A 24,688-nucleotide genomic window follows, 5' to 3' on the forward strand; every position below is an offset into this window, starting at 1 on the left:
TAAATATTATTAAATAGTAGATAAGATGTTATTTGCAGCACAAAAGTTAGTAAGGAGTGATTAACATGAAAATATTATATTATGATTGTTTTTGCGGGATAAGTGGTGATATGAATTTAGCAGCATTATTAGATTTAGGGATTCCTAAAGAATATTTAATAGAAGAACTTTTAAAGCTTAATTTAGATTCAGAGTATGAAATAAAAATTAAAAAGGATGCAAAGCTAGGAATAACGGGAACCAGGGTAGATGTCATAGTAAATTCACAATCAATTAGTAAAGTAGAAGTTTTACATGACCATAATGGTGATCATCATATTCATGATCATATTCACCACAGTAGTGAAGAGCATCATGCACATGAACACTGCAATCATGTGCATATTAGTGGCAACACTCATGAGCATCATCACAGAAATTTAAAAGACATAGAAAATATAATAAATTCAAGTGATTTAAAAGATAATATTAAGAAACTAAGCTTAGATATGTTCATGAAGGTAGCAGAAGCAGAGGCTAAAGTTCATGGAAAAACTTTATATGAAGTGCATTTTCATGAAGTAGGAGCTATTGATTCTATCATAGATATAGTAGGAGCAGCTATTTGTTTAGATTATTTGCAAGTTGATAAAATTATTGCATCTCCAGTTCAATTAGGAGGTGGATTTGTTAAATGTGCTCATGGTATTATACCAATACCAGCACCAGCAACTGTTGAAATACTAAAAGATATACCAATTAATATTGGAAGGGTGCCTTTTGAAACAACTACACCTACAGGAGCAGCTATATTGGCAGCTAATGTTGAAAAGTTTACTGAAAAAATAGGTTTTTCAATAAAAAAGGTAGCATATGGAATTGGTCATAGAGATTTGGAAATTCCAAATGTTTTAAGAGTTTACTTGGGAGAAAAATATAATTTTCAAGAATAAATACTATGTTAGAGCTATAAATAATTTTATAGTATAAAAAGTGAAATAATTTCTATATGAAAGGTGAGGGAATATACATGATAAATAATGACAAGTATAAAGAATTAATAAAATATCTTAAAAGTTTAGGAAAAGTAGTTTTGGCATTTTCAGGTGGAGTAGATAGCACATTTTTGCTTAAAGTGTCTAAGGAAGCATTAGGTGATAATGTAAAAGCAGTGACAATTTTATCTCCATATATCCCCAAATGGGAAATAGAAGAAGCAAAGGAACTGGTTAAAGAATTAGGTGTTAAACATGAGATTATAGAAGCTCCAATTATTGATTCTATCAGATATAATCCAGAAGATAGATGTTATCTTTGCAAAACAGCAGTATTTAGTATGATATTGAATGCAGCTAAAGAGCAAGGATATGATTGTGTAATTGATGGAACAAATTTTGACGATATAGGTGATTATAGACCAGGTCTTAGAGCCTTAAAGGAATTAGAAATAAAAAGTCCACTTTTAGAATGTAAATTGACAAAAGCAGAAATAAGAGCTTTTTCTAAAGAATTAAAGCTTAACACTTGGGATAAGCCTCCATATGCATGTCTTTTAACAAGAATACCTTATGGTAATGAATTAAAAGAAGAGGATTTTGTAAAAATTGAAAATGCAGAAAAATATATGATGAGCATAGGATTTAGAGCTATTAGAGTAAGATGTCATGGAGATTTAGCAAGAATTGAAGTGAGCAAAAATGATAGAAGCAAATTATTTAATGAGGAACTTTTGGATACTATTGCAAATAAAATAAAAGAATTTGGATTTAAATATGTAACATTGGATTTGCAAGGCTATAGAGTAGGAAGCTTTAATGAAACTATTGGAAAATAGATTCAAGTATACTAATTTAAAATATCTTTTTTTTAATAGGTATATTTAGAATAGGGTAACTATAAATATATACATATAGTTTGTATAATAGATGAGAAATATTTAAAAGTTATATAATATTGTCAAAACAACCTGCAAAAGGTTGTTTTTTGTTGCATAAAAAGTAAAAAAACAAAAAAATATTACATGTTTTTTAATTTCATTTAAAAATAAAATAAAAATATATAAAGTTTTAGATAAATAAAGCGAAAATATTAATATATTCTTATAAAGGAGGAATTTTCCGTGGTAAAGAGTAAAATTTTAGTTTTGTCAGTGGCACTAATGGTGTCTTTATCAAGTACTACTGTATTGGCAGCTTCTACAAATAGTAAAGGCAATAATTTAAAGCACACTAGTTATAGTGATGTAAAGAATAGCACTAGTAAAAGTGTAAAAAATAACAGTGATAAGAAGTTAACAAAACAGATTTATTTAGTGTCAAATAGGATTGATAAGATAGAATTATCACTAAATCAAATTGGAAAATCTATAGACAAGTATTTTAGTGCTACGCCAACAGATACAAATAACACTCAGACTGGTACAGATACTTCACAGAGTAATACAAATGATACTTCAACAGACAATACAACTAATTCCTCTGAAGATACAACGGCTCAGCCAGGAAGTACAAGTGATTCAACAGCAGGTACAGATAATACTAATTCTACAACTTCATCATCGAGTACAGAGGACAGTACAAACAATACTACTAGTCCCATAACAGATACCACAACTCAATCAGGAGATACAAGTAATACAACAGGTGAAGATAATACTACAACAACAACATCAACATCAACATCAACAGATACAACCAATACTACGACTACATCAGATGAATCAACAAACAGTGGTACCCAAGATACAACCGTTGATAATCAAACAGATGGATCTAGTGGTGATAACACTGATATAACTGGTACAGAAGATGAATTAAGCGATGAATTCGAAAAGGAATATGAAAATGATGATAATTCAAGAAATAATAGCTTTATTGGTAAATTAAATGCTATAAATAACAAGTTGAATACAGTAGAAAAAAATGTTTCTAAGATTAAAGGTATAAGCGACAGCCAAAGTAGCGAATTGAAAAATAAAATAACTGCATTAAGGGAAAAAATTGTTAGTTTGCAAAAGAAGGTAACAGATAATGAAGCTAAAGCATTAGACAAAGTGAATAAATACTCAGCTAAAAAAGTTTTACCTGATCAAGAAATAAATGATAAAAAGACAAGTTGGAATATGAGTTTTACACAGGCAGTAGATGAGCAAAGTGTAAATTCTACAAATATTATGATTAAGGACAAGGATGGAAACCTTTTAGATACGGAAATTTCTTTAGATTCATCTAATAATGTGAAAATTAGTACTAAAGATGGTTTTGTAAAAGGCGAAGAGTATACCTTGATAATAACTGGGGACTTGAAATCAAAAAATGGACAAAAATTGAATAAAACAGTGGAGAAGAAATTTGTAGTGGAATAGTAAATTTTAAAAAATGGGCAATTAAATATAATTTAGTTGTCCATTTTTTGTTGTTTTAAGGTTTAACTATTATACATTAGATAGTTAAGTTATTTTCATATTAAAATAAAGTTAGTTGATTTTTTGAAAAGAGGTGTACTATTTAGTAAATGTGTATTATACTTATATTTATACATAAATTTGCATAAATAAGGGGGCTAACTTTAGTGAAAACACAAAAAATTAAATCCAATTTGCTACTTTTACTTACAGCTTGCATATGGGGATTTGCATTTGTTGCTCAAAGAGTTGGAGGAAAATATATAGGAGCTTTTACTTTTAATGGCGTAAGATTTGCACTTGGAAGCATATCTTTAATTCCGCTTATTCTCTTTTATAATAGTTCTGTTGAAAAACATGAACATGCTAAGGAATTTAAAAAAGCATTTTTACCAGGAGTTGCTGCAGGAATTTTTATATTTTTAGGGTCATCATTTCAACAAGTAGGAATAATGCATACTACAGCAGGAAAAGCTGCTTTTATAACTGGTCTATATATTGTGGTTGTACCTATTTTGGGTATATTTTTAAAACAACGTATTAGTATTAATACCTGGATTGGTGCTCTAATTGCTGTTATGGGATTATATTTTTTATGTATAACAGATAAATTTTCAATATCATATGGTGATTTTCTTGAACTTATATGCGCTTTTTTCTTTGCAGTTCAGATACTTTTGATAGATAACTTTGCTAAAAAAGTTGATAACTTAAAATTAGCATTCCTTCAATTTGCTACATGTTCAATACTTAGTTTAATATATGCTTTATTTGTAGAAAAAATAGCTATAAGTTCAATTATTATGGCGATTATACCTATTTTATATGGAGGTATTCTTTCATCTGGGGTTGCATATACGCTTCAAATTGTAGCTCAAAAAAATGCTGAACCATCAGAGGCAGCTATTATAATGAGTATGGAATCAGTATTTGGAAGTATAGGCGGTTTTTTAATTTTAAATGAAAGCTTTGGAACAAGAGGAATCTTGGGATGTGTGCTTATGTTTATAGGTATGCTTTTAGCACAGGTTCATATTGAAAAGGAGAATAATTTTCTTTCATACTTAAAAAATAAAAAGTTAGAAAATAAAAATAGTATGTACTAAATTTTCATTGTTAAATGAAAAAAAGTATAATTTTATATAAAAGCTGTTAATAAAGATCCACCAGCTTTGAACTGCCTACTGTTTATTACAGGCGGTAGTTTACATAGCAGATGGTTTTCTTTTAGACAATAATAACATCACCTATTTTGTGCATAAATAGGTGATGTTATATTTTATGGAAAAACATTAATAGATTAATAAATTTAAAATTACAGAAACTTAAAATAAGTAGGTCTTATAATATTATATTTATAATATATTAGAAAATTATAAATAAAACTAAAGTATGTATAAAATATATGCTTTATTCATTGAAAACCATAAATTAGCTAGATCACATTACCTAATTTGAGCCAGAGAAGGGGATTCAAATGATACGTTTAAGCAAACATCAACTATTCGCATTAATGTTTGTATTTGAGGTAGGAAGTACCACGCTTTTTGTATTAGGCATTGATGCTAAACAAGATGCATGGATTGTCATTTTGATTGCTCTATTAATAGGACTAGGGTTTATATGGATTTATACAGAACTCCAAAAATCATTTCCAGATAAAAATTATGTTGAAATAATTCTTACTGTATTAGGAAAAAAATTAGGGGTTCCATTTGTTATACTTACAGGATTAGGATACTTTTGGCATTGTGCTCGTAATCTTAGAGAGTTTGGAGAACTTATAACTATAACTGCTCTTCCAGAAACTCCATTATGGCTTATAAATTTTATATTTGTTTTAGTTAGTATATACGTTTTAATAAAAGGAGTTGAAGTGCTAGCACGTGCCAGTGAAATAATTATGCCTATTATTATATTATTTATCATTAGCCTTTATATACTTGTTTATATATCAACAGATGTGGACTTCAGAAGATTAACACCAATTTTGCAAGGTGGTATCATGCCAGTTTTAAAAGCTGTGCCTAGTGTAATAATGTTTCCTTTTGGAGAAATGTTTGTTTTTCTAATGTATTGGAATTATGCAAATGAAAAAATGGTGATACGAAAAACCGCAATGAAAGCAGTTTTTTGGTCTGGAATACTGCTTTGTTGTTCCGTAATTATGAACATTACTGTATTAGGAGTTAAGTATAGTTCTATTGCAGCAATTCCTTTAGTAGAAACTATAAGGTTAATAAATATAGGAAATATAATTACTAATATAGATGCTATAGGTATAATTATTATGTTTCTAGGTGGATTTTTTAAGATGTCTACATATTTAAATGCTGTTATTTCGGTTATAACTACATTGTTTAAAATAAAATATCATAGGCTAACAATTTTTTTAGTTGCATTTACTCTACTATGGTTTTCTATTATATTTGAACCTAGTTATGTACACCACAAATGGATGTTCCCATTTGATGTGCACTATTTTGGTATATTTTATGCTAACATTGATCCAGTTTTACTATTCATAATTTATTGGATAAAAAAGAAAAGAGCAGAATTATAGAATTATTTTTGAAGGTGATAAATAATATGTGGTTTATAGAATTTTTACAAAAATCCTTGGAGGGGAGAGGGTTTTATCCCTACGCACTAGCTATATTCGCATGGACATATACTTTTGTTTTGCTGGTAGTAGCCATATATCAGTTTTTCCTTTACGTTTTTAGAATAAAATATAATAACCCGGAGTTCAACAATTTTTTAAATAAAAATACTGATAAAAAGGAACAGGAAAATGAATAATAGTTTAAATTTAAATAGATAATAGTACTATAAAATAAGAATTAGAGGTAATGAAAGTGTTTAACTATTTATATAAAAAGCTTAAGTTTATACAACTTAAAAGTCCCAAAGTAAATAATCAAACTTCAGAAAAGAAAGTTCTACAACCTGAACTTTCCATTAATCTTAAAGATAACCTAAATACCTTGAAAAAAATTTTAGGTTCGAGCAATGATATAATTTATCGCGAATTTTCCTTTGGTTCTAAAATGCAAATTAATGCTGCAATTGTATTTTTAGAAGGCATGACAGAAAAAGCAACTATAAATGAACTCATAATAAAACCTTTTATGTATGATAGTAGATTATATAACCTAGAGAGTGAATTGGAATTAGGAAACATAAGCATTATAAAAAATTGTATGCTTTCTGTTGGAAATGTTAAACAGATTACATCCATAAATGAAATAGTAGATGGATGCTTATCTGGAGACACTGTATTTCTTATGGAGGGGTGTAGTGAAGCTTTAATTATTCATTCAAAAGGCTGGGAAACTCGTGGTGTAGAAGAACCAAAAACTGAAGTTGTAGTAAGAGGCCCTAGAGAAGGTTTTTGTGAAACCATAGCTACAAATATGACATTATTAAGACGCAAAATAAAAAATACTAATTTGACTTTTGAAACAATGGAAATTGGTACACAAACAAGGACTAGTGTATCTATTGTTTATTTAAAGGGGATTGTTAATCCTAAGCTTATAAAAGAAATAAAGCAAAGACTAAATAGAATTAATACAGATGCTATTTTGGAGTCAGGTTACATTGAACAATTTATAGAAGATGCACCTTATTCTATTTTCCCTACTGTGGGGAATTCTGAAAAACCTGACACAGCAGCTGCTAAAATATTAGAAGGTAGAGCTGCTATTTTAGTTGATGGAACGCCTTTTGTACTTACAATGCCAATGCTTTTTATTGAAGGATTTCAAAGTGCAGAAGATTATTATTCAAGAACATATTTTGCTAGTCTTATAAGAATTTTAAGATTTTTGTCCTTTTTTATAAGTGTATTATCTCCAGCTGCTTATGTAATGTTATCTACATTTCATCAAGAATTAATACCTACTACATTATTACTTACTATGGCATCAGGTCGTGAAGGTGTTCCATTTCCCGCAGTTATGGAAGCTGGTCTTATGATACTAACCTTTGAAATTTTAAGGGAAGCAGGGGTTAGATTACCACGTCCTGTAGGTCAGGCAGTAAGTATTGTAGGAGCTTTAGTAATAGGAGAGGCGGCAGTAACAGCAGGATTGGTGTCAGGGCTTATGGTTATTGTGGTAGCATTAACAGCTGTTTCTAGCTTTGTAGTCCCAGTGTATACGGATGTAGCTGCTATTTTACGAATGATATTTCTTATTTTAGGTGGTGCATTAGGTATATTTGGAGTTGGTATTGGTTCATTAGTGGTACTTGTACATATTGTTTCCTTAAAATCTTTTGGAACGCCATATTTATCTCCTTTAGCTCCATTAAGTACAGAAGACCTAAAGGATAGTTTTGTAAGAACCCATTTGAGAAGTATGCTTACTAGACCAGAAACTATAGGGTGGCGTAATTTAAAAAGACAAAAATCAGGGGAATCCGAGCCATTACTACAAGGAAAAAAGAAAAATTAGAAATATGGGTGTAATTATATGAGGTGAACCTAATGAAAAAATACATAAATATAGGGTTGAAAATAATTATATGTATTTTGATAGCTTTGAATTTAACTTCCTGCTGGAGTGCTCATGAGATAAACAAATTAGCTATTGTAATGGGAATTGGAATTGATAAAGGAAGAGAACAAGGTTATCCTGTAGAAATGACTGTTCAGTTGGCTAATGTATCAGGTATAAAAAGTTCTTCAAAAAACAAAGATGGTGAAACAAGTAACGCTGGTTACTTAAATTTGAAGGAAAAGGGAAAAAGTATTTCTGATGCAGCAAAAGCCTTTAACCGTAAATTAAATCGTAAACTATTTTTTTCACATAATCAAATTATTATATTAGGAAAAGATGCAGCAGAAGGAGGCATCGAAAAGTATGTGGACTTTTTCTTACGGTATAGGGAAACTCGTCTTTTGACATGGGTTTTAGTATCTAAGCAGCCTGCTAGTGAAGTATTGAATATAAAGCCAGAACTTGAGACTACTCCTGGAAGGAATATTGGAGAACTGATAAAAAATGAAAAGGATATATCACAAATACCATCTGTAGATTTAAGAGATTTTGCATCTAAATTGATGAGTAAAACTACATCACCCATTGCACCTATAATTGAGGTTTCAAGGGATAATGACAAAAAAATAGCATACCTTTCAGAGACAGCAGTGTTTAAAAAAGATAAAATGATTGGAACTCTTAACAAACAAGAAACTCGAGGGCTTTTATGGGGAATTAATAAAATGAAAGATGGAGTTATTGTTTTAAATACGTCAAGTGACGATAAAATAAATATTGTAACAACTCATTCTAAAAGTAGAATAACCCCCAAAATTAAGGATAATAAGCCAAGTATTAAGATAGAAATAAAGCAAGAAGGGGATTTACAGGAACAAACTTTTTCTGAAGATTTAGCAAATCCAAAGGCTTTTGAAATTATTCAAAAATCTGAAGAGGAGGCTATAAAGAAAGAAATAATGTTAGCAGTAAAAAAATCACAAGAGTTAAATTCAGATATATTTGGATTTGGAGATATTATATATCAGCATTATCCTAAACATTGGGCTAAAATGGAAAAAGAGTGGGATGAAGTTTTTAGAAATATGTCTGTAGATGTAAGCGTAAATGCCAAATTGAGAAGAACAGGTAGAATTACTAAACCTATTATGTCTAAGGAAGAATAGTATTAATCATGGCGAGGTATAAAAAATGGTATTTTTATTGATGATTATTTTTATAAGTATAATATTGTACGAGGTTCCACATATGGTTAAGGGTGGATATTGGCATGAACTAAAAGTATTTTTTGTATTTTTAATTGTAGCTTTTATAATAAGTTTATTTTATATTCTAGAAATACCTATACCTAATCCTGTAAAGGGTATGGAGTATGTTGTAAAGGATTTATTGCATTTAAATTATAAATAAAATAGGTTTTAATGTATGAGGTAGTATCAATTATGAAAATTGAAAAAGGTGTAATATCAAGTACACAATTAATATTTTTAATTATTGGTTTGCTTGAAACTTCTACACTTACGGTGGCTTTTATAGGCGGGTTAACAAAACAAAATACATGGATAGTTTTACTGGCAGGATTTATTATAATATCATTTTTACTACTAGTTTATGTATTCCTAAGTAAAAAGTATCCTGAAAAAAATTTAATAGAGATGAATACTGAGATATATGGAACATATTTTGGTAAGGTTGTATCCATACTATATATTTGCTATTTTTGGTTTATAATTCCTGCAAATTTACGTTTTATTTCAGATTTTTTTTCTACATATCTTTTTTCGGAAACTAATATTAGTGTATTTGTAATATCAATTATGGTGATTTGCATATATACTGTAAGAAAGGGACTAGAAGTTATAGCCAGAGTTGGATTTATATTAAGTTTAGTACCCATTGTAGTAGCTCTATTTATTACAATATCCACTATAAAAGATATACATATAACAAATTTTTTACCTCTTTTTCAAATCAATTTAAAAGAATTTATTCAAGGAACCAATATCATGGTAAGTATCCCATTTGGTGAAATAGTTGTATTTTTAATGATTTTTCCATATGTTAATGATAAAAAACAAATAAAAAAATCGGCATTTACAGGATTTATAATTGGAAGTGTGTATTTTTTATTCATTATTTTACGAAATACAGCTGTACTTGGAAATATAGGTTTTATACATGTTCTTACATCATATCAGGTAGCAAAAATTATAGATGTAGGAGAAGTTATAACAAGAGTTGAAATATTAATTGCACTATCATTACTATTTAATATGTTTTTAAAAATTTGTATTTTTTATTATGTTACAGTACTATCCATAGCACAGTTTTTTGAATTACAATCTTATAGGTCTATAGCAATTCCAGTTGGAATTATAAGCATTGTGTTATCAATTACTATGTATAATTCATCAGTAGAAGAAGCATATCAAGCTGGTATATATTCTGTTTATGCTATTATATTTATAATTCTAATTCCTATTATTTCATTAATTTTAGCATCCATGAGAAAATCAAATTAGTTTATTCCATTCATGGGAGTTGATTTAATAATTTGGAAGTTATATATCTAGTTTTATAACTAATACTAAAAATATAAAGAATGATTTATAAACTTAAGTAAGAACTTTAATATGCATAGGAGGGGAAAATAACATGACACATAACAAGTCCAGTCATTATTGGAAAAATAAATTAATTCATTTTATTTTTTTTGGAAGCATTTATCTAAATGTAGAAATAATAACAAGGGCTTTTGGTGGTTCATTAGTGGGTTATAATGGAATATCAAAATGGAGTTTGTGTGGATGGACTTCCTTGTGGATGTTTTTAGTAGGAGGGTTTTGTGCAGCAATTGTAGGTTCTTTAAATGATAAACCTAGATATTATAATTTAAAAATGTGGCAGCAGGTAATTATTGGTGGTTCCTTAATTACTGCGGTGGAACTGCTTGCAGGTATATTTTTTAATTTATACTTACATTTAAACCTATGGAATTATTCATCAATTAGATTTAATTTTTTAGGACAGTTATGTTTACATAATTGTATAGCGTGGTATTTGCTAAGTGTAGTAATTATATGGCTTGACGATGCTTTATCTCATTATTACTATGATGATGAAAAACCAGATACATTGTTTAGTTATTTTGTAAAACTATTCAAATTACAATAGATTAGGAAAAAAATTTAGTACATTAGTAAAAATAAAGAATGTTTTTAAGGACAAAATATGATATAATGTGGTGTATCATGCAAGAAACTCGTATATATTCGGAAATATGGTCCGAAGGTTTCTACCTGCTACCGTTAATTAGCAGACTACGAGGTATTGATTTTAGTTTTTAGGTATACTTATATCTATTTTTCTGAAATATAACACCTCAATGCGAATTGGGGTGTTTTTTTATAATACTGAAAATTATAGTTTGCCAGGTTACATGTATGATAAATATTTCTTAAAGTACAGACAAGAATGTATGGAAAAGTTAATCTCTAAGTCTGCAAGGTTAAACAAAAATGTATGAGGTGATAATATAGTGGAAACATTGTGTAAAAGAATTTTAGAAGAAGGACGTGCATTGTCCTCAACTGTATTAAAGGTGGATTCTTTTTTGAATCATCAAGTAGATCCAAAATTAATGTATGAAATAGGAACTGATTTTAAAAACTATTTTAAAGATAAAGGTATTACTAAAATATTTACTATTGAAAGTTCAGGAATAGCTCCAACAGTTATGACAGCAATGCAAATGGATTTACCCATGGTAACATTAAAAAAACAAAGAGGAAAAAATTCAGATGGAGATGTTTATCAAACTACTGTGCATTCATTTACTAAAGGTAGTGATTATGAATTAACATTATCTACAAAGTATATTACAAAGGAAGATAATATATTAATTATTGATGATTTCTTAGCAAATGGAGAAGCAGCACTTGGAGCAGCTCGTTTAGTTGAGGAAGCAGGGGCGAAAGTTGCAGGAATAGGAATTGTAATTGAAAAATCTTTTCAACCTGGACATGATATGATAATAAGTAAGGGATATGACTTGTATTCTTTAGCTCGTATTTCTAAGTTAGAAGAAGGTTTAATTGAATTTGTAAAATAACCATTAATACTAGATAAAATACTAATAATATAATCTTGAAAACACAAATTATTAAAAAATGGACATAGGTAGAAATACCTATGTTTATTTTTTTGAAAAGCACAAGTTTTCAATGTAACACTATTGTAACTTTAATGAAACAATTTTGTAAAAAGTATTGTGTAAAATAATTATTAATACTAAGTACAATTATAGAAAAAAAGGTTGATTTACAAATAAAGTAAATGGTATAATTTGGATATAGACTAAATTGAAAAGGTGGTAATGTTATGGAGGTAAGTAAAATATCCAGTATAAGACAATTAGAAATAAACCAAAAATTAAATGAACCTTATGTGAAAAGGAAACAAAAAAAAGGAGAAAAACAGTTATCTTTTTCAGAGGTATTGAATTTGGTGAATAAAAAGTAAGGGGGTTGTAAATAATATTAAAGGCACAAGTTATATATAATAAAAAGCTAGAAAGTAGATTAATAATTAAGTATTATATAGAGTAAATTTTTATATAATACATTTTATAAAATCACTTTTTAGCTTTTTTATGTTTTAATGCTTTTATGCATAGAAATACAATATATTACACAACCCTAGCAATTAGCTTTCGAATTAATAAGTATTTAAGTCATCGAACATAAATTATTTTTTACTAAAGATGAATTTATTTACATCAATTTTATATTTATAGAATTATTTAATATTAAAAGATTTAAGTAAAGTATGGAACTATATTTAATTACATGATAAATTAGTATTATATTGCAGTAGTTTATATATTAAATAAAAAGACTGACTTATTTTTGATAATTATTAAACGTTTACGGAAAGGCGGTGAAAACTGGTTTAGGCATATGATAGAAAATGTAATATTAGGATGACTGAATATTATTATATGCTTTAGTTAGTAAAATTTTATTTTACATAAAAGGATGCTGACTTGTTAACCAGATAAATGTATGAATGTAATTGTAACAGGACCAAAGGGTAAAATGGGAAAACTTATTGTAAAAATAGCTAATGAAATGAATGAACTCAATATTGTAGGAGCTTTGGCACCAAAAGGAAGAGATTATATTGGAAAGGATGTGGGATTGGTTTCTGCCATAGGAATTAAAGTAGGAGCAGTTGTGGTAGATAATCTTGAAAGTATCATAAATAAAACTGATGTAATCATTGACTATACTACACCAGAATGTTCTATGAGTATAATGGAAAAAGCACTTGAATATAAAAAAGCAGTGGTTTGCGGCACTACTGGATTTTCTAAAGAACAGTATGGTAGAATTGTAGAAATTTCAAAAAGTATTCCTGTAGTTTTTGCAGCCAATACATCTATGGTTGTAAATCTTATGTATAAGCTTTTAAAAATTTCAGCAGAAACTATAGGAGGAATGTCTGATATAGAAATAGTAGAAATGCACGATAGGTATAAAAAGGATGCTCCTAGTGGAACTTCTAAGGAAATGGGAGAAATTATAGCAGAAGCATTGGGTGAAAATTTAAGTGAAATAGCTGTATATGGCAGAGAAGGCGAAGGTGCTAGGAAAGAAGGTACAATAGGTTATCATTCTTTAAGAGCAGGGGATATATCTAGCAGTCATACAGTTATGTTTGGACTGATGGGAGAAAGATTGGAAATTACTCATCATGCACATAATTGGGAATGTTTTGCAAATGGTGCTTGTAAAGCTGCATTGTTTTTAGAAGAAAAGGTACCAGGGCTTTACACAGTTAAAGATGTATTAGGGTTATAGTTATTTTCAATAAATTTATTTAGCAAAACTAATGAGCATAATTTTATAAAGTTTAAAATAAAGGGGATAGTACTTAAATCATAATACTATCCCCATTTCTATTGATATATAAAATGGACTAAGAAATATCCAAGTTTATAGAGCTTTTTCTCTTCATAACTCTATATTTGTGAGGAGATATTCCTTCATATTTTATAAAAACCTTAGTGAAGTAAGCAGGATCTATATATCCAATATCCATAGATATTCTACTTACACTTTTATCAGTAGATGCTAGTAATTTTTTTCCTTCTTTTATTCGCACCTTTGATACATACTCTGTGAATTTTATGCCTGTATTATTCTTGAAATACCTACTAAAATATTGAGGATTTAAATGTACGTGATCTGATACTGATTCAAGACTTATGTCTTTATTAAAATTTTTATTTATATATTCTAGGGCTTCATGAATAGAGTCTTTTGTATAATTTAATTCTTTTGAAGTTTGTAAATTTATTTTTTCTCTTTGCAATAGTGATATGATTTTGCTAATGGATTCATTCAATTCTTCTGGTTTTATTGGTTTTAATATATAGTCAACTACACCAAGCTTAATGGCATTTTGTGCAAAATTAAAATTATCAAAGGCTGTTAAAATAATGGTCTTTATATTGGGGTTAAATTGCATAATTACTTGCTGTGCTTCTAAACCATTTTTTTCTGGCATTTTAATATCCATGATAATTATATCGGGATCATGCTTTTTTGCTAATAATATAGCTTCTTCACCATTAGTAGCATCACCTATTACTTTTATATTGGAAAAACTTTTCTTTAGCATAAATCGAATAACCTTACGTTCAAAAGCTTCATCATCAACAATTAACAGCTTATACATGATTTATACACCTCCTAAAAAGTTTTAGTCGACAAGTGGGAATTTAATGTATACAGTTGTACTTATATTAGGAATACTTTCAATTTTAATACCGAATTCAGGTCCAAAATAATATATTAACCTATCATGAACAAGTTTGATTCCAATGCCTCCATTAATAGTAGTGGAATTAAGTTTGTCATTTATGATGCTTAATTTTTCATTGCTTATGCCTACTCCATTATCAATTACTTTAATTTCTATAAATTTATCAGGCAGCATTTTAGCGTGTATTTCAACTTTTACTGGATCTTTTTTAGGCTCTAAACCATGTATTATGGCGTTTTCAATAATAGGTTGTAAAGTCATTGATGGAATTTTATATTTGAATATTTCCTCTGGAATTTTTATATCATAATTAAGCTTGTCACTATATCTAATTTTTTGAATGAATAAATATTTTTTTATGTTTTCCAATTCGGTTTCTATTTCAACCATATCTTTTGAGCTTTTAATACTATACCTCAATATATCTGAAAGAGAATATATCAAATTAGCAGTTTCATTGCAGTTTTCCATAAGTGCCATTCCAGCAATTGTATTTAAAGTATTGAACAAAAAGTGTGGATCAAGCTGAGATTGAATGGATTTAATTTGAGTATCTTTAGCTAGCTGTTGAAATTTCATTTTTTCTTCAGTTTCCTTTAATAGTTCAGTGTGAGTTATATTGGCAACTCCCATTTTTGCAATTAAATTTGTACATAAAGAAAGAAAATCAGCAGATGCTATTATTCTATTGTATTTTATAGATTTTACTTGTTTTAATGCAGCTTCAAGCTTATCAATAGGGAGCTCCAATTCTTTAGATAGTCTTTGCAAATCAACAGATTCTTTATTATCCTTGTCCTTAACAGCAACTTGACCAAAAAGCATTGAACCAAATTCAATATCGTTTACAACAATTGGTGCACATAAATCTGTAAGTCCAGCATGACAAGTATAAATTGCGGGATTCTTTTGTAAAGTTGAATGCAAACCACCTTTAGCATCGCAGTTCATACAACGCCTATAACCTTCTTTAGAAGTTCTTATTAGATTGCAAAATTTTGAGAAGCTGCTGGGCTTTGTTATAGGAGTACCGGTTTTATCAACTGTTATGGAAGCCATATTTGTCATTTCAGAAAATTTATCTTGAATACTTTGTAGAGACGATATGTCGATAATTTCATCTAATGTATACTTATTTAAGTTACTCATAAAAACACCTCATAAGTTAGAATTGCAAAAAAACTTATTATATAGATTTTATTATACTTATAAATGCATACAAAAAGCAATTAGTAATTAGTATTAATTAGGAAAAAATATTATTTTTTTGGAGTGATTATATTAGCTGATGTCGAAAAAATACATAAGCAGGTACAAAAAGTACAATTTTAAGAAGTTGATTTTGACAATAAAGTAGTCTAAATATTATAAAAATTGTTGGTTGTATTAATATAAAATATAACCATAACAACAAATAAAATTATTTTAATATTTTTAGGAGGTATATTTATGGGACAAGAAGCATTGGGAATGATAGAAACAAAAGGTTTAGTTGCAGCAATTGAAGCAGCTGATTCAATGGTTAAAGCTGCAAACGTTGCATTAGTAGGATATGAAAAAATAGGATCAGGACTTGTAACTGTTATGGTTAGAGGAGATGTAGGAGCAGTAAAAGCAGCTACTGACGCAGGTGCTGCATCAGCTAAGAGAATTGGAGAGGTTGTATCTATACACGTTATTCCAAGACCACATACAGATGTAGAAAAAATATTACCTAAATTATCTGAATAGAAAAGATGTGAGGTAAAAGTTTATGGATAACGCGTTGATTGAAAAGGTTTTATCAGAACTAGGAAATAAGATAAATTTGCAGAGTTTAGATAAAGAACAAATGAGTAAAATTATTGAAAGTGCAGCACAAAGTATACTTGATAAAGAAGCTGTAGAAATAAATGAAAAAGAAAATGTGGTAGAAGAAAAAAGGGAGGTATTATCTATGAGTGCACCATCAGCAATAACAGAATACGTAGGAGCTGCAAGAGGAGACACCGTTGGTTTAGTTATAGCTAATGTAGACTATTTTTTACATGAAAAAATGGGACTAGATAAAAAATATCGTTCAATAGGAATAATCAGTGCAAGAACAGGAGCAGGTCCTCATATAATGGCAGCAGATGAAGCTGTAAAAGCTACTAATACAGAAGTGGTATCAATTGAAATGGCAAGAGATACAAAAGGTGGAGCTGGACATGGTTCTTTGATCATATTAGCTGCAGAAGATGTATCTGATGCTAGAAGAGCTGTAGAGGTTGCACTTAAGGAATTGGATAGAACCTTTGGAGATGTTTATGGATGTGACGTAGGGCATCTTGAACTTCAATATACGGCAAGAGCAAGCTTGGCACTAGAAAAAGCATTTGGCGCTCCACTTGGAAAGGCCTTTGGAGTAATTGTTGGTGCTCCAGCAGGTATTGGTGTAGTAATGGCAGATACAGCTATGAAAACTGCAAATGTTGAAATGGTAACTTACGCTAGTCCTGGAGCAGGTACAGCGCATTCAAATGAAGTTATCATAACAATTACTGGAGATTCAGGTGCTGTTAGACAATCTGTAATTGCAGCTAGAGAAGTTGGGTTATCTATATTGAGATCAATGGGACAAGATCCTAAATCAGATACTCAACCATACATTTAAAAAGTGGAGGTGCTACTATGAAAAAATCTAAAAGATTTGAAACCTTAGAAAATAGACCAGTCCACAATGATGGATTTGTTAAAGAATGGCCAGAAGTAGGATTAATAGCTATAGGAAGTCCAAATGATCCAATTCCAAGCATTAAAGTGGAAAATGGAAAAATAGTTGAAATGGATGGAAAAAAGAGAGAAGATTTTGACTTTATTGATAGTTTCTTAGCTAATCATGCTATTAATATAGAAAATGCTGAAAAGGCTATGGCAATGGATTCTTTATCCATAGCTAGAATGTTAACAGATATAAATGTTTCAAGAGATGAAATAGTTAAAATAACTACTGCTTTAACACCTGCAAAGCTTGTTGGAGTAGTTGATAAACTAAATGTAGTTGAAATGATGATGGCTCTTCAAAAAATGAGGGCTAGAAGAACTCCATCAAATCAATGTCACGTTACTAATTTACGTGATAATCCAGTTCAAATTGCCGCAGATGCTGCTGAATCAGCTTTAAGAGGCTTTGATGAAATGGAAACAACAGTAGGTATAGTAAGATATGCTCCTTTTAATGCTTTATCACTTTTAGTAGGAGGACAGGTTGGTAGACCAGGAATATTAACTCAATGTTCCTTAGAAGAAGCTACAGAACTTAAGTTAGGTATGCTTGGATATACTGCATATGCAGAAACTATATCTGTTTATGGAACTGAGAACGTATTTGTTGATGGTGATGATACTCCTTATTCAAAAGCATTCTTGGCATCAGCTTATGCATCTCGTGGTCTTAAGATGAGATTTACATCTGGTACTGGATCAGAAGTTCAAATGGGATATGCAGAAGGAAAATCTATGCTTTACTTAGAAGCAAGATGCATAATGATAACTAAAGGTGCTGGATCTCAAGGATTACAAAATGGTTCAGTTAGCTGTATAGGTGTTCCAGCAGCAGTTCCAGGTGGAATAAGAGCCGTACTTGGAGAAAACCTTATAACTACAATGTTAGATTTGGAAGTTGCTTCAAGTAATGACCAGACATTTACTCATTCTGATATAAGAAGAACTGCAAGAACTATGATGCAATTCTTACCAGGAACTGATTTTATATGTTCAGGATATAGCTGTACACCAAACTATGATAACATGTTTGCTGGTTCAAACTGGGATGCCGAAGATTATGACGATTGGGTAATCATGGAAAGAGACTTAAAAGTTGATGCAGGACTTGTTCCAGTTAAAGAAGAAGATGTAGTAGCTATTAGAAATAAGGCAGCAAAAGCAATTCAAGCAGTATTTAGAGAATTAGGCTTACCTGCTATTACTGATGAAGAAGTTGAAGCAGCAACTTATGCTCATGGTAGTAAAGATATGCCAGCTAGAAATGTTGTAGAGGATTTAAAAGCTGCTCAAGAGCTATTAACTCGTGGAGTAACAGGACTTGACATTGTTAAGGCTCTTCACAAAGGTGGATTCCAGGAAATTTCTGAAAGACTTCTTAATTTGTTGAAACAAAGAATAGTAGGAGATTACCTTCATACGTCAGCTATTTTTGATGAAAATTACAATGTTATAAGTGCAGTTAATGATATTAATGATTATATGGGACCTGGAACAGGATATAGACTTGAAGGCGAGAAATGGGAAAAAATTAAGAATATCACTAACGCTTTAGATCCTGATAAAATGTAGGGGAGTGATTTATATATGGTAAATTCAGTATCTAATGAAGAACTAATAGAGCTAATAACCAAACAGGTTTTAAGTAAATTAACAGAAGGTATAAGTTCAAATAGTGTTAAATCTAGCACTGCACCTGCAAGAGTTGGTAAGATGAGATTAGAGGAAGTTGGTACAGCTGAAATTGGAAAAAGAAGCGATGAGGTTGTTATAGCATTAGGTGCAGCTTTTGGAAAAACTCAAACTGAAACTATAGTTGGAATACCTCATGATGAAGTGTTAAGAGAAATTTTGGCAGGTATAGAAGAAGAAGGAATTGCTCCAAGAGTAGTAAGAGCGCTGCGTACATCAGATGTATCTTTTATGGCTAATGATGCTGCTAAAATAAGTGGATCAGGTATAGGCATAGGAATACAATCTAAGGGAACTACAGTTATACATCAAAAAGATTTACAACCATTAAATAACCTTGAATTATTTTCACAAGCACCATTAATAGATAGAGAAACTTTTAGAGCTATAGGTAAAAATGCTGCTAAATATGCTAAGGGAGAATCACCAGACCCAGTTCCAGTTAGAAATGATCAAATGGCAAGACCAAAATATCAGGCTAAAGCAGCAATACTTCATATAAAAGAAACAGAACATGTAGTACCACATGCTAAGCCTATAGAATTAAAAGTAATTTTCGAATAGGGGTGAAGTTATGGAAAATAACGCTTTATTAGAACAAATAATCAATGAAGTTTTAAAAAATATGACAACTGGCGTAGATAAATCTGCAGAAAAATGCGAAAAAAATTCCTCTGGAAGCTTGACTAAAAATGATTATCCTTTAGCTCAAAAGAGAAGCGATTTAATAAGAACTAAAAGTGGTAAAACCTTAAATGATATAAATATTGAAAGTGTATTGAATGGGAGTGTATCTGCAGAAGATATAAAAATAACTCCAGAAGTTCTTATATATCAAGCTGAAATAGCAGAATCTATAGGAAGACATGCATTTGCAAAAAATCTTAGAAGAGCTGCAGAATTAACAGCAGTTCCAGATGATAGAGTTCTTGAAATCTATAATGCATTAAGACCTTATAGATCAGCAAAGCAGGAATTACTTGATATAGCAGATGAATTAGAAAATAAATATAATGCAAAAATAAGTGCTGCACTTGTTAGAGAAGCTTGTGAAGTATATGAAAAGAGAAATAGACTAAAAGTTTAGGTAGGTGATACAAGTGAAACTTGTAGCAGGAGTTGACATAGGAAATTCTACCACTGAAGTTGCCATTGCTGATTTTGATGCTGATTTGAAATTTGTGACTAGCAGTATGGTTAAGACCACAGGAATTAAAGGGACCACTGATAATGTGGCAGGAGTGCTTCTTGCTTTGAAAGAAGCTTGCAATAATATAGGTACCCCCGTAGAAAAATTGCACACTATATGTATAAATGAAGCAACTCCAGTTATTGGTGATGTAGCCATGGAAACCATAACGGAAACTATAATTACAGAATCTACTATGATAGGTCATAACCCTGATACACCAGGAGGTCTGGGAGTAGGTACTGGTAAAACGGTTTTCCTTGATGAACTAGAATACCTTCATGCAAATGAAGAAGTAATATGTATAATTCCTAAATCAGTGGATTTTGAAACTGCAGCTAAGAAATTAAATGAAGCATTTAAGAGAAATGTTGAAATCACTGGAGCAGTGGTACAAGCAGATGATGGAGTAATAATATCAAATAGGCTGGACAAGAAAATACCTATTGTAGATGAAGTGGCTTATATTGATAAAGTTCCTATGGGAATGCTTGCAGCAGTTGAGGTAGCGGCACCTGGAAAAACTATAAAGGTGTTATCTAATCCTTATGGACTTGCTACTGTATTTAAACTTTCACCTGGAGAAACAAAACATATAATCCCAATTTCAAGGGCTCTTATTGGCAACAGGTCAGCTGTTGTCATAAGAACCCCAGAAGGGGATGTAAAGGAGAGAGTTATACCTGCTGGAAAACTAATTCTAATGGGAACAAAACAAAATAAGATTGGGATAGAACAAGGTTCCAGTGCAATAATGGAAAGCTTAAGTGAAGTGTGGCCTTTAAAGGATGTAACTGGAGAATCAGGTACAAATGTAGGTGGCATGATTGAGCGAGTAAGACAGATAATGGGAGATTTAACAGCACAAAATATAGAAGATGTAAAAATTCAAGATATTTTGGCTGTAGATACATTTATACCTCAAAAGGTTCAAGGTGGTTTAGCAGAAGAATTTGCACTAGAAAATGCTGTAGCTCTTGCAGCTATGGTAAAGACAAGTAAGCTTCCAATGGAGACTATTGCTAAAAAACTGCAAGATGAAACTGGAGTAAAAGTTTTAATTGGTGGAGTAGAAGCAAATATGGCAGTACTTGGAGCACTTACAACTCCAGGAACAGACAAACCTCTTGTTATATTGGACATTGGAGGAGGTTCAACAGATTCAGCATATATAAGCAAAGAAGGAATTGTAAAATCAATTCATCATGCTGGCGCTGGAGAAATGGTTACAATGCTTATAAAATCTGAATTAGGGCTGGAAGATTATAATTTAGCAGAGGATATAAAGAAAAATCCTTTAGCTAAAGTAGAAAGTCTTTTTAATATAAGGTATGAAGATGGAAGTGTATGTTTCTTTCAACAGCCTTTAGATGCATCCCTATTTGCAAGGAATATAATAGTTAAAAATGAAGAAATGGTTTCTATTCCAACTAAGCATGCATTAGAAAAGATAAAAATGGTTAGAAGAGAAGCAAAAAGAAAGGTATTTGTAACTAATGTTATTAGAGCACTAAAAGATGTTGCACCTAATAATGATTTGAGAAGTATTGACTTTGTTGTACTAGTAGGTGGATCTGCATTGGATTTTGAGATTCCTGAAATAATTTCTGATGAGTTATCTCATTATGGTGTTGTGTGTGGAAGTGGTAACATAAGGGGAAATCAAGGACCTAGAAATGCAGTTGCAACTGGACTTGTAATATCTCATTACAATAGCTTGAGAGGTAATTAAAATGATAGCTAATAATTTAGAAATGCCTTGCATTTTTGTATGTGCAAAAAATTTCAAAGAAGCTCTTCTAAAAGAAATTCTTGCTGGAATAGAAGAAGAAGGCATTCCTTACAGTATAAAAAATATGAACCTTAGTGAAGATAGTATTTTGAGAGAGGTTTATGTTAAAGCACAGGAATCCAGAATGGGTATAGCTATTGGAGTTATGGAGGATAGAATAGTACTTCACTATAACAAGCTTAAGGAAGAAAAGCCTCTTATTGATATGAAATTAAATTTGTATGAGAAAGAAAAAGCAAGAATAATTGGATGTAATGCAGCAAGACTTTATAAGACAATGCCTTTCAAAAACATAGAATCCGTTAATATGGAATTGATAGAGAGAATTAGAGCATCGGTTATTTCTGTTATTGATAAATTAAATATAAAAATTACCTGAGAAAAATTAGAAGTATGATTAAGTTGAATTTTTAAGGAGGGGTTTTAATGAATAAAGAAGCCCTCGGTATTATTGAAACCGTTGGAATGGCTGCAGCAATACAGGCAGCAGATACTTGTGTTAAATCGGCCAATGTGGAATTAATAGGGTATGAACTTACTAAAGGATCTGGGCTTGTAACTATTAAAATAAGAGGAAATGTAGGAGCAGTGAAAGCTGCTATTGATGCAGCTAAAATTAGTGCAGCTAAAATTAATAAGGTATATGCAGCACTTATAATACCAAGACCAGCTGAAAATATAGATGGAATTATTGAATCTGAGGAAACTGTAGGTATTAAATCTAAAGAAGTTGAAATAAAGAAAAGTATTGAGGAAGAAAATAAAGTAGAAGATATAGTTGATGTGGAAGAAAAGATTGAAGATAAAGTAGAAGATAATGATGCCAGTTTGGATAGTCCAAGGTCACCTGAAGCTTTTCAAGAAGAAAAAGTTAGTAATGAGAAGGAGCAGGGGGAAGAGTCCGCACATGATGATAGTCCTTTAAATGAACAGGAAAATAATGAAGTGTGCAACATATGCCATGATCCTGCTTGTACAAGAAAAAAAGGACAGCCAAAAACTTTATGTATTAACTATAAAGGTAGTAGAAGGTGATAGAAATGGTAGATATAAATGAAAATTTAATAAAAGATATAGTGATAGATATTGTGACAAAAAGTGAAATAAAAAATAGAGATTTTTCAATACCTGTAGGTATATCTAATAGGCATATTCATGTTACTCAAGAAGATTTAGAATGCTTATTTGGTAAGGGGTATGAGCTTACAATAAAAGGTAAAGTAAAGCAGCCAGGACAATTTGCTGCCAATGAGACAGTAACTATTGCAGGACCTAAAGGTTCTTTCCAGAAGGTAAGAATTTTAGGTCCTGTAAGAAAATACAGCCAAATTGAAATATCTAGAACGGATGCCTTTGCGTTAGGAATAAAGCCACCAGTTAGAAACTCTGGAGATTTGGAAAACTCAGCAAGTCTTTGTGTTATTGGACCAAAGGGTATGCTAACTTTTAACAATAAGGTTATTTGTGCTAAAAGACATATTCACATGGTTGCAGAACAAGCCAAGGCTTATGGAGTAAAGGATGGAGATCTTGTAAATATAGAAACTGCTGGAGATAAGGGATTAATATTTAAAAATGTACTTATTAGAGTTAGTGAAGCATCAGCTTTAGAAATGCATTTAGATACTGATGAAGCTAATTCAGCAGAATTAAAAAATAATGAATTTATTAGGATAATGAGTAGAAGCAGGTGATGGATATGGTAGGAAACACTAGTACAGAGGATATACTAAATAAAGCCAATATGTTTATTAAACAAATGGAGGATACTATTTCAAAACCTAGTGAAATAGATGAAAAGGAAGAAATTAAAGTAGGAGTTGATTTAGGTACTTCAAATATTGTTATAACCGTATTAGATAAAAATAATGTACCAGTAGCTGGAGAAATTTATCCTGCAAGCGTTGTAAAGGATGGAATAGTGGTTGAATATCTAAAGGCTGTTACAATAGTTAGAGAATTAAAAAGTAAGCTGGAAAAAACTTTGAATAGAACTTTAGATTATGCTGCTACAGCCATACCACCAGGAATAAGCAAGGGTAATGTTAAGGTTATTCAAAATGTAGTAGAAGCAGCAGATTTCATTGTGACTAATGTAATTGATGAACCTACTGCTGCATCTGAAGTTTTAAAAATAAAAGATGGTGCAGTAGTGGATGTAGGTGGAGGTACTACTGGAATATCCATATTAAAAAATGGTGAAGTAGTTTATTCAGCAGATGAGCCTACAGGAGGACACCATTTAAGTTTGGTAGTAGCTGGAAGCCTGGGAATAGAATATGAAGAGGCTGAAAAATTTAAAGTTAATCCTGATAATTATAATACTGTGTTTCCTGTAGTTAGACCAGTAATAGAAAAAATGGCGGATATAGTTTTAAGACACGTACAAGGGCACGATGTGGAGACCATTTATCTTGTAGGTGGAACCTGCTGTCTTAAAGATATAGAAAAGGTAGTTGAAAAATACACAGGTATTAAAACTATAAAGCCATATAATCCATTACTAGTAACACCAATAGGAATATCTATGAATAGTGTCAGATAAGAGAGGTGAG

The 24,688-nt window shown here is 30.6% G+C and carries 25 protein-coding genes, 1 pseudogene and 1 riboswitch; of the genes and pseudogenes, 24 read left to right on the top strand and 2 right to left on the bottom strand.

Annotated elements, in window-relative coordinates; all coding sequences use genetic code 11:
• Positions 1-65: 65 nt before the first annotated feature.
• From Q6H37_RS13060 to dapB, 14 genes and pseudogenes are all read left to right on the top strand, one after another.
• Positions 66-911 (top strand): annotated as a pseudogene (locus Q6H37_RS13060) (LarC family nickel insertion protein); the annotation flags it as partial.
• Between the two features lie 98 nt (positions 912-1,009).
• On the top strand, positions 1,010-1,813 hold the full coding sequence (gene larE, locus Q6H37_RS13065; RefSeq protein WP_318742348.1) for an ATP-dependent sacrificial sulfur transferase LarE: 804 nt from the start codon (positions 1,010-1,012) through the stop codon (positions 1,811-1,813).
• Between the two features lie 285 nt (positions 1,814-2,098).
• On the top strand, positions 2,099-3,343 hold the full coding sequence (locus Q6H37_RS13070; protein ID WP_318742349.1) for a hypothetical protein: 1,245 nt from the start codon (positions 2,099-2,101) through the stop codon (positions 3,341-3,343).
• 206 nt (positions 3,344-3,549) lie between these two features.
• On the top strand, positions 3,550-4,488 hold the full coding sequence (locus Q6H37_RS13075; protein ID WP_318742350.1) for a DMT family transporter: 939 nt from the start codon (positions 3,550-3,552) through the stop codon (positions 4,486-4,488).
• A 371-nt stretch (positions 4,489-4,859) separates the two neighbouring features.
• The gene (locus Q6H37_RS13080) at positions 4,860-5,945 is read left to right on the top strand and encodes a GerAB/ArcD/ProY family transporter (RefSeq protein WP_318742351.1); all 1,086 of its coding nucleotides are present in this window, start codon (positions 4,860-4,862) and stop codon (positions 5,943-5,945) included.
• Between the two features lie 26 nt (positions 5,946-5,971).
• Positions 5,972-6,184: a hypothetical protein gene (locus Q6H37_RS13085; protein ID WP_318742352.1), complete on the top strand. Its 213-nt coding sequence runs from the start codon at positions 5,972-5,974 to the stop codon at positions 6,182-6,184.
• A 56-nt stretch (positions 6,185-6,240) separates the two neighbouring features.
• Entirely contained in the window at positions 6,241-7,842 is a 1,602-nt protein-coding gene (locus tag Q6H37_RS13090) for a spore germination protein (RefSeq protein ID WP_318742353.1), read from the top strand.
• Positions 7,843-7,874: 32 nt separating this feature from the next.
• On the top strand, positions 7,875-9,053 hold the full coding sequence (locus tag Q6H37_RS13095) for a Ger(x)C family spore germination protein (RefSeq protein ID WP_318742354.1): 1,179 nt from the start codon (positions 7,875-7,877) through the stop codon (positions 9,051-9,053).
• 25 nt (positions 9,054-9,078) lie between these two features.
• On the top strand, positions 9,079-9,297 hold the full coding sequence (locus Q6H37_RS13100; RefSeq protein ID WP_318742355.1) for a hypothetical protein: 219 nt from the start codon (positions 9,079-9,081) through the stop codon (positions 9,295-9,297).
• 32 nt (positions 9,298-9,329) lie between these two features.
• Complete coding sequence (locus tag Q6H37_RS13105) at positions 9,330-10,409, top strand: endospore germination permease (RefSeq protein ID WP_318742356.1); 1,080 nt, start codon at positions 9,330-9,332, stop codon at positions 10,407-10,409.
• Positions 10,410-10,542: 133 nt separating this feature from the next.
• Positions 10,543-11,061: a putative ABC transporter permease gene (locus Q6H37_RS13110; protein WP_007064078.1), complete on the top strand. Its 519-nt coding sequence runs from the start codon at positions 10,543-10,545 to the stop codon at positions 11,059-11,061.
• Positions 11,062-11,129: 68 nt separating this feature from the next.
• Positions 11,130-11,230: riboswitch (purine riboswitch) on the top strand.
• Positions 11,231-11,425: 195 nt separating this feature from the next.
• Complete coding sequence (locus tag Q6H37_RS13115; RefSeq protein WP_318742357.1) at positions 11,426-11,998, top strand: xanthine phosphoribosyltransferase; 573 nt, start codon at positions 11,426-11,428, stop codon at positions 11,996-11,998.
• 269 nt (positions 11,999-12,267) lie between these two features.
• A complete protein-coding gene (locus tag Q6H37_RS13120) occupies positions 12,268-12,408 on the top strand; it encodes a hypothetical protein (protein ID WP_318742358.1) in 141 nt (46 codons plus the stop codon).
• A gap of 542 nt (positions 12,409-12,950) precedes the next feature.
• Positions 12,951-13,748 carry a 4-hydroxy-tetrahydrodipicolinate reductase gene (dapB, locus tag Q6H37_RS13125; RefSeq protein WP_318742359.1) on the top strand — a complete coding sequence of 266 codons (798 nt, stop codon included), beginning with the start codon at positions 12,951-12,953 and terminating at the stop codon, positions 13,746-13,748.
• A gap of 118 nt (positions 13,749-13,866) precedes the next feature.
• Here dapB and Q6H37_RS13130 read toward each other — a convergent pair whose 3' ends face one another.
• Both Q6H37_RS13130 and Q6H37_RS13135 read right to left on the bottom strand, forming a co-directional pair.
• Positions 13,867-14,628 (bottom strand): response regulator transcription factor, encoded by a 762-nt coding sequence (locus Q6H37_RS13130; protein ID WP_318742360.1) that lies wholly within the window; start codon positions 14,626-14,628, stop codon positions 13,867-13,869.
• Between the two features lie 24 nt (positions 14,629-14,652).
• Positions 14,653-15,864, bottom strand: a complete 1,212-nt coding sequence (locus Q6H37_RS13135; RefSeq protein ID WP_318742361.1) for a PocR ligand-binding domain-containing protein — start codon at positions 15,862-15,864, stop codon at positions 14,653-14,655.
• Between the two features lie 300 nt (positions 15,865-16,164).
• On the opposite strand from Q6H37_RS13135, the gene eutM reads away from it, so the two are divergent.
• The 10 genes from eutM (at position 16,165) to eutJ (ending at position 24,678) form a co-directional block, all read left to right on the top strand.
• The gene (gene eutM, locus Q6H37_RS13140) at positions 16,165-16,446 is read left to right on the top strand and encodes an ethanolamine utilization microcompartment protein EutM (protein WP_007059959.1); all 282 of its coding nucleotides are present in this window, start codon (positions 16,165-16,167) and stop codon (positions 16,444-16,446) included.
• 100 nt (positions 16,447-16,546) lie between these two features.
• Positions 16,547-17,350 carry a propanediol utilization microcompartment protein PduB gene (pduB, locus tag Q6H37_RS13145; RefSeq protein ID WP_318743017.1) on the top strand — a complete coding sequence of 268 codons (804 nt, stop codon included), beginning with the start codon at positions 16,547-16,549 and terminating at the stop codon, positions 17,348-17,350.
• A 17-nt stretch (positions 17,351-17,367) separates the two neighbouring features.
• Positions 17,368-19,032, top strand: a complete 1,665-nt coding sequence (locus Q6H37_RS13150) for a propanediol/glycerol family dehydratase large subunit (RefSeq protein ID WP_318742362.1) — start codon at positions 17,368-17,370, stop codon at positions 19,030-19,032.
• 15 nt (positions 19,033-19,047) lie between these two features.
• The gene (locus Q6H37_RS13155) at positions 19,048-19,716 is read left to right on the top strand and encodes a propanediol/glycerol family dehydratase medium subunit (protein ID WP_318742363.1); all 669 of its coding nucleotides are present in this window, start codon (positions 19,048-19,050) and stop codon (positions 19,714-19,716) included.
• Positions 19,717-19,726: 10 nt separating this feature from the next.
• Positions 19,727-20,239 (top strand): diol dehydratase small subunit, encoded by a 513-nt coding sequence (locus tag Q6H37_RS13160; protein WP_318742364.1) that lies wholly within the window; start codon positions 19,727-19,729, stop codon positions 20,237-20,239.
• Between the two features lie 13 nt (positions 20,240-20,252).
• Entirely contained in the window at positions 20,253-22,073 is a 1,821-nt protein-coding gene (locus tag Q6H37_RS13165) for a diol dehydratase reactivase subunit alpha (RefSeq protein ID WP_318742365.1), read from the top strand.
• A 1-nt stretch (position 22,074) separates the two neighbouring features.
• Positions 22,075-22,512 (top strand): glycerol dehydratase reactivase beta/small subunit family protein, encoded by a 438-nt coding sequence (locus tag Q6H37_RS13170; protein ID WP_318742366.1) that lies wholly within the window; start codon positions 22,075-22,077, stop codon positions 22,510-22,512.
• 47 nt (positions 22,513-22,559) lie between these two features.
• A complete protein-coding gene (locus tag Q6H37_RS13175) occupies positions 22,560-23,168 on the top strand; it encodes a BMC domain-containing protein (protein WP_318742367.1) in 609 nt (202 codons plus the stop codon).
• Positions 23,169-23,173: 5 nt separating this feature from the next.
• The gene (locus tag Q6H37_RS13180; protein ID WP_318742368.1) at positions 23,174-23,827 is read left to right on the top strand and encodes a phosphate propanoyltransferase; all 654 of its coding nucleotides are present in this window, start codon (positions 23,174-23,176) and stop codon (positions 23,825-23,827) included.
• 5 nt (positions 23,828-23,832) lie between these two features.
• The gene (gene eutJ, locus Q6H37_RS13185; RefSeq protein ID WP_318742369.1) at positions 23,833-24,678 is read left to right on the top strand and encodes an ethanolamine utilization protein EutJ; all 846 of its coding nucleotides are present in this window, start codon (positions 23,833-23,835) and stop codon (positions 24,676-24,678) included.
• Positions 24,679-24,688 lie beyond the last annotated feature (10 nt).

It is taken from the genome of Clostridium sp. JS66, assembly GCF_033561535.1.
Taxonomy (GTDB): Bacteria; Bacillota; Clostridia; order Clostridiales; family Clostridiaceae; genus Clostridium_AM; species Clostridium_AM carboxidivorans.

Bases quoted from the DNA above. Each gene is read 5' to 3' on its own strand.
- larE (WP_318742348.1), top strand. From the start codon at position 1,010: ATGATAAATAATGACAAGTATAAAGAATTAATAAAATATCTTAAAAGT.
- Q6H37_RS13080 (WP_318742351.1), top strand. From the start codon at position 4,860: ATGATACGTTTAAGCAAACATCAACTATTCGCATTAATGTTTGTATTT.
- Q6H37_RS13085 (WP_318742352.1), top strand. From the start codon at position 5,972: ATGTGGTTTATAGAATTTTTACAAAAATCCTTGGAGGGGAGAGGGTTT.
- Q6H37_RS13095 (WP_318742354.1), top strand. From the start codon at position 7,875: ATGAAAAAATACATAAATATAGGGTTGAAAATAATTATATGTATTTTG.
- Q6H37_RS13100 (WP_318742355.1), top strand. From the start codon at position 9,079: ATGGTATTTTTATTGATGATTATTTTTATAAGTATAATATTGTACGAG.
- Q6H37_RS13105 (WP_318742356.1), top strand. From the start codon at position 9,330: ATGAAAATTGAAAAAGGTGTAATATCAAGTACACAATTAATATTTTTA.
- Q6H37_RS13110 (WP_007064078.1), top strand. From the start codon at position 10,543: ATGACACATAACAAGTCCAGTCATTATTGGAAAAATAAATTAATTCAT.
- Q6H37_RS13120 (WP_318742358.1), top strand. From the start codon at position 12,268: ATGGAGGTAAGTAAAATATCCAGTATAAGACAATTAGAAATAAACCAA.
- dapB (WP_318742359.1), top strand. From the start codon at position 12,951: ATGAATGTAATTGTAACAGGACCAAAGGGTAAAATGGGAAAACTTATT.
- Q6H37_RS13130 (WP_318742360.1), bottom strand. From the start codon at position 14,628: ATGTATAAGCTGTTAATTGTTGATGATGAAGCTTTTGAACGTAAGGTT.
- Q6H37_RS13135 (WP_318742361.1), bottom strand. From the start codon at position 15,864: ATGAGTAACTTAAATAAGTATACATTAGATGAAATTATCGACATATCG.
- eutM (WP_007059959.1), top strand. From the start codon at position 16,165: ATGGGACAAGAAGCATTGGGAATGATAGAAACAAAAGGTTTAGTTGCA.
- pduB (WP_318743017.1), top strand. From the start codon at position 16,547: ATGAGTAAAATTATTGAAAGTGCAGCACAAAGTATACTTGATAAAGAA.
- Q6H37_RS13150 (WP_318742362.1), top strand. From the start codon at position 17,368: ATGAAAAAATCTAAAAGATTTGAAACCTTAGAAAATAGACCAGTCCAC.
- Q6H37_RS13155 (WP_318742363.1), top strand. From the start codon at position 19,048: ATGGTAAATTCAGTATCTAATGAAGAACTAATAGAGCTAATAACCAAA.
- Q6H37_RS13160 (WP_318742364.1), top strand. From the start codon at position 19,727: ATGGAAAATAACGCTTTATTAGAACAAATAATCAATGAAGTTTTAAAA.
- Q6H37_RS13170 (WP_318742366.1), top strand. From the start codon at position 22,075: ATGATAGCTAATAATTTAGAAATGCCTTGCATTTTTGTATGTGCAAAA.
- Q6H37_RS13175 (WP_318742367.1), top strand. From the start codon at position 22,560: ATGAATAAAGAAGCCCTCGGTATTATTGAAACCGTTGGAATGGCTGCA.
- Q6H37_RS13180 (WP_318742368.1), top strand. From the start codon at position 23,174: ATGGTAGATATAAATGAAAATTTAATAAAAGATATAGTGATAGATATT.
- eutJ (WP_318742369.1), top strand. From the start codon at position 23,833: ATGGTAGGAAACACTAGTACAGAGGATATACTAAATAAAGCCAATATG.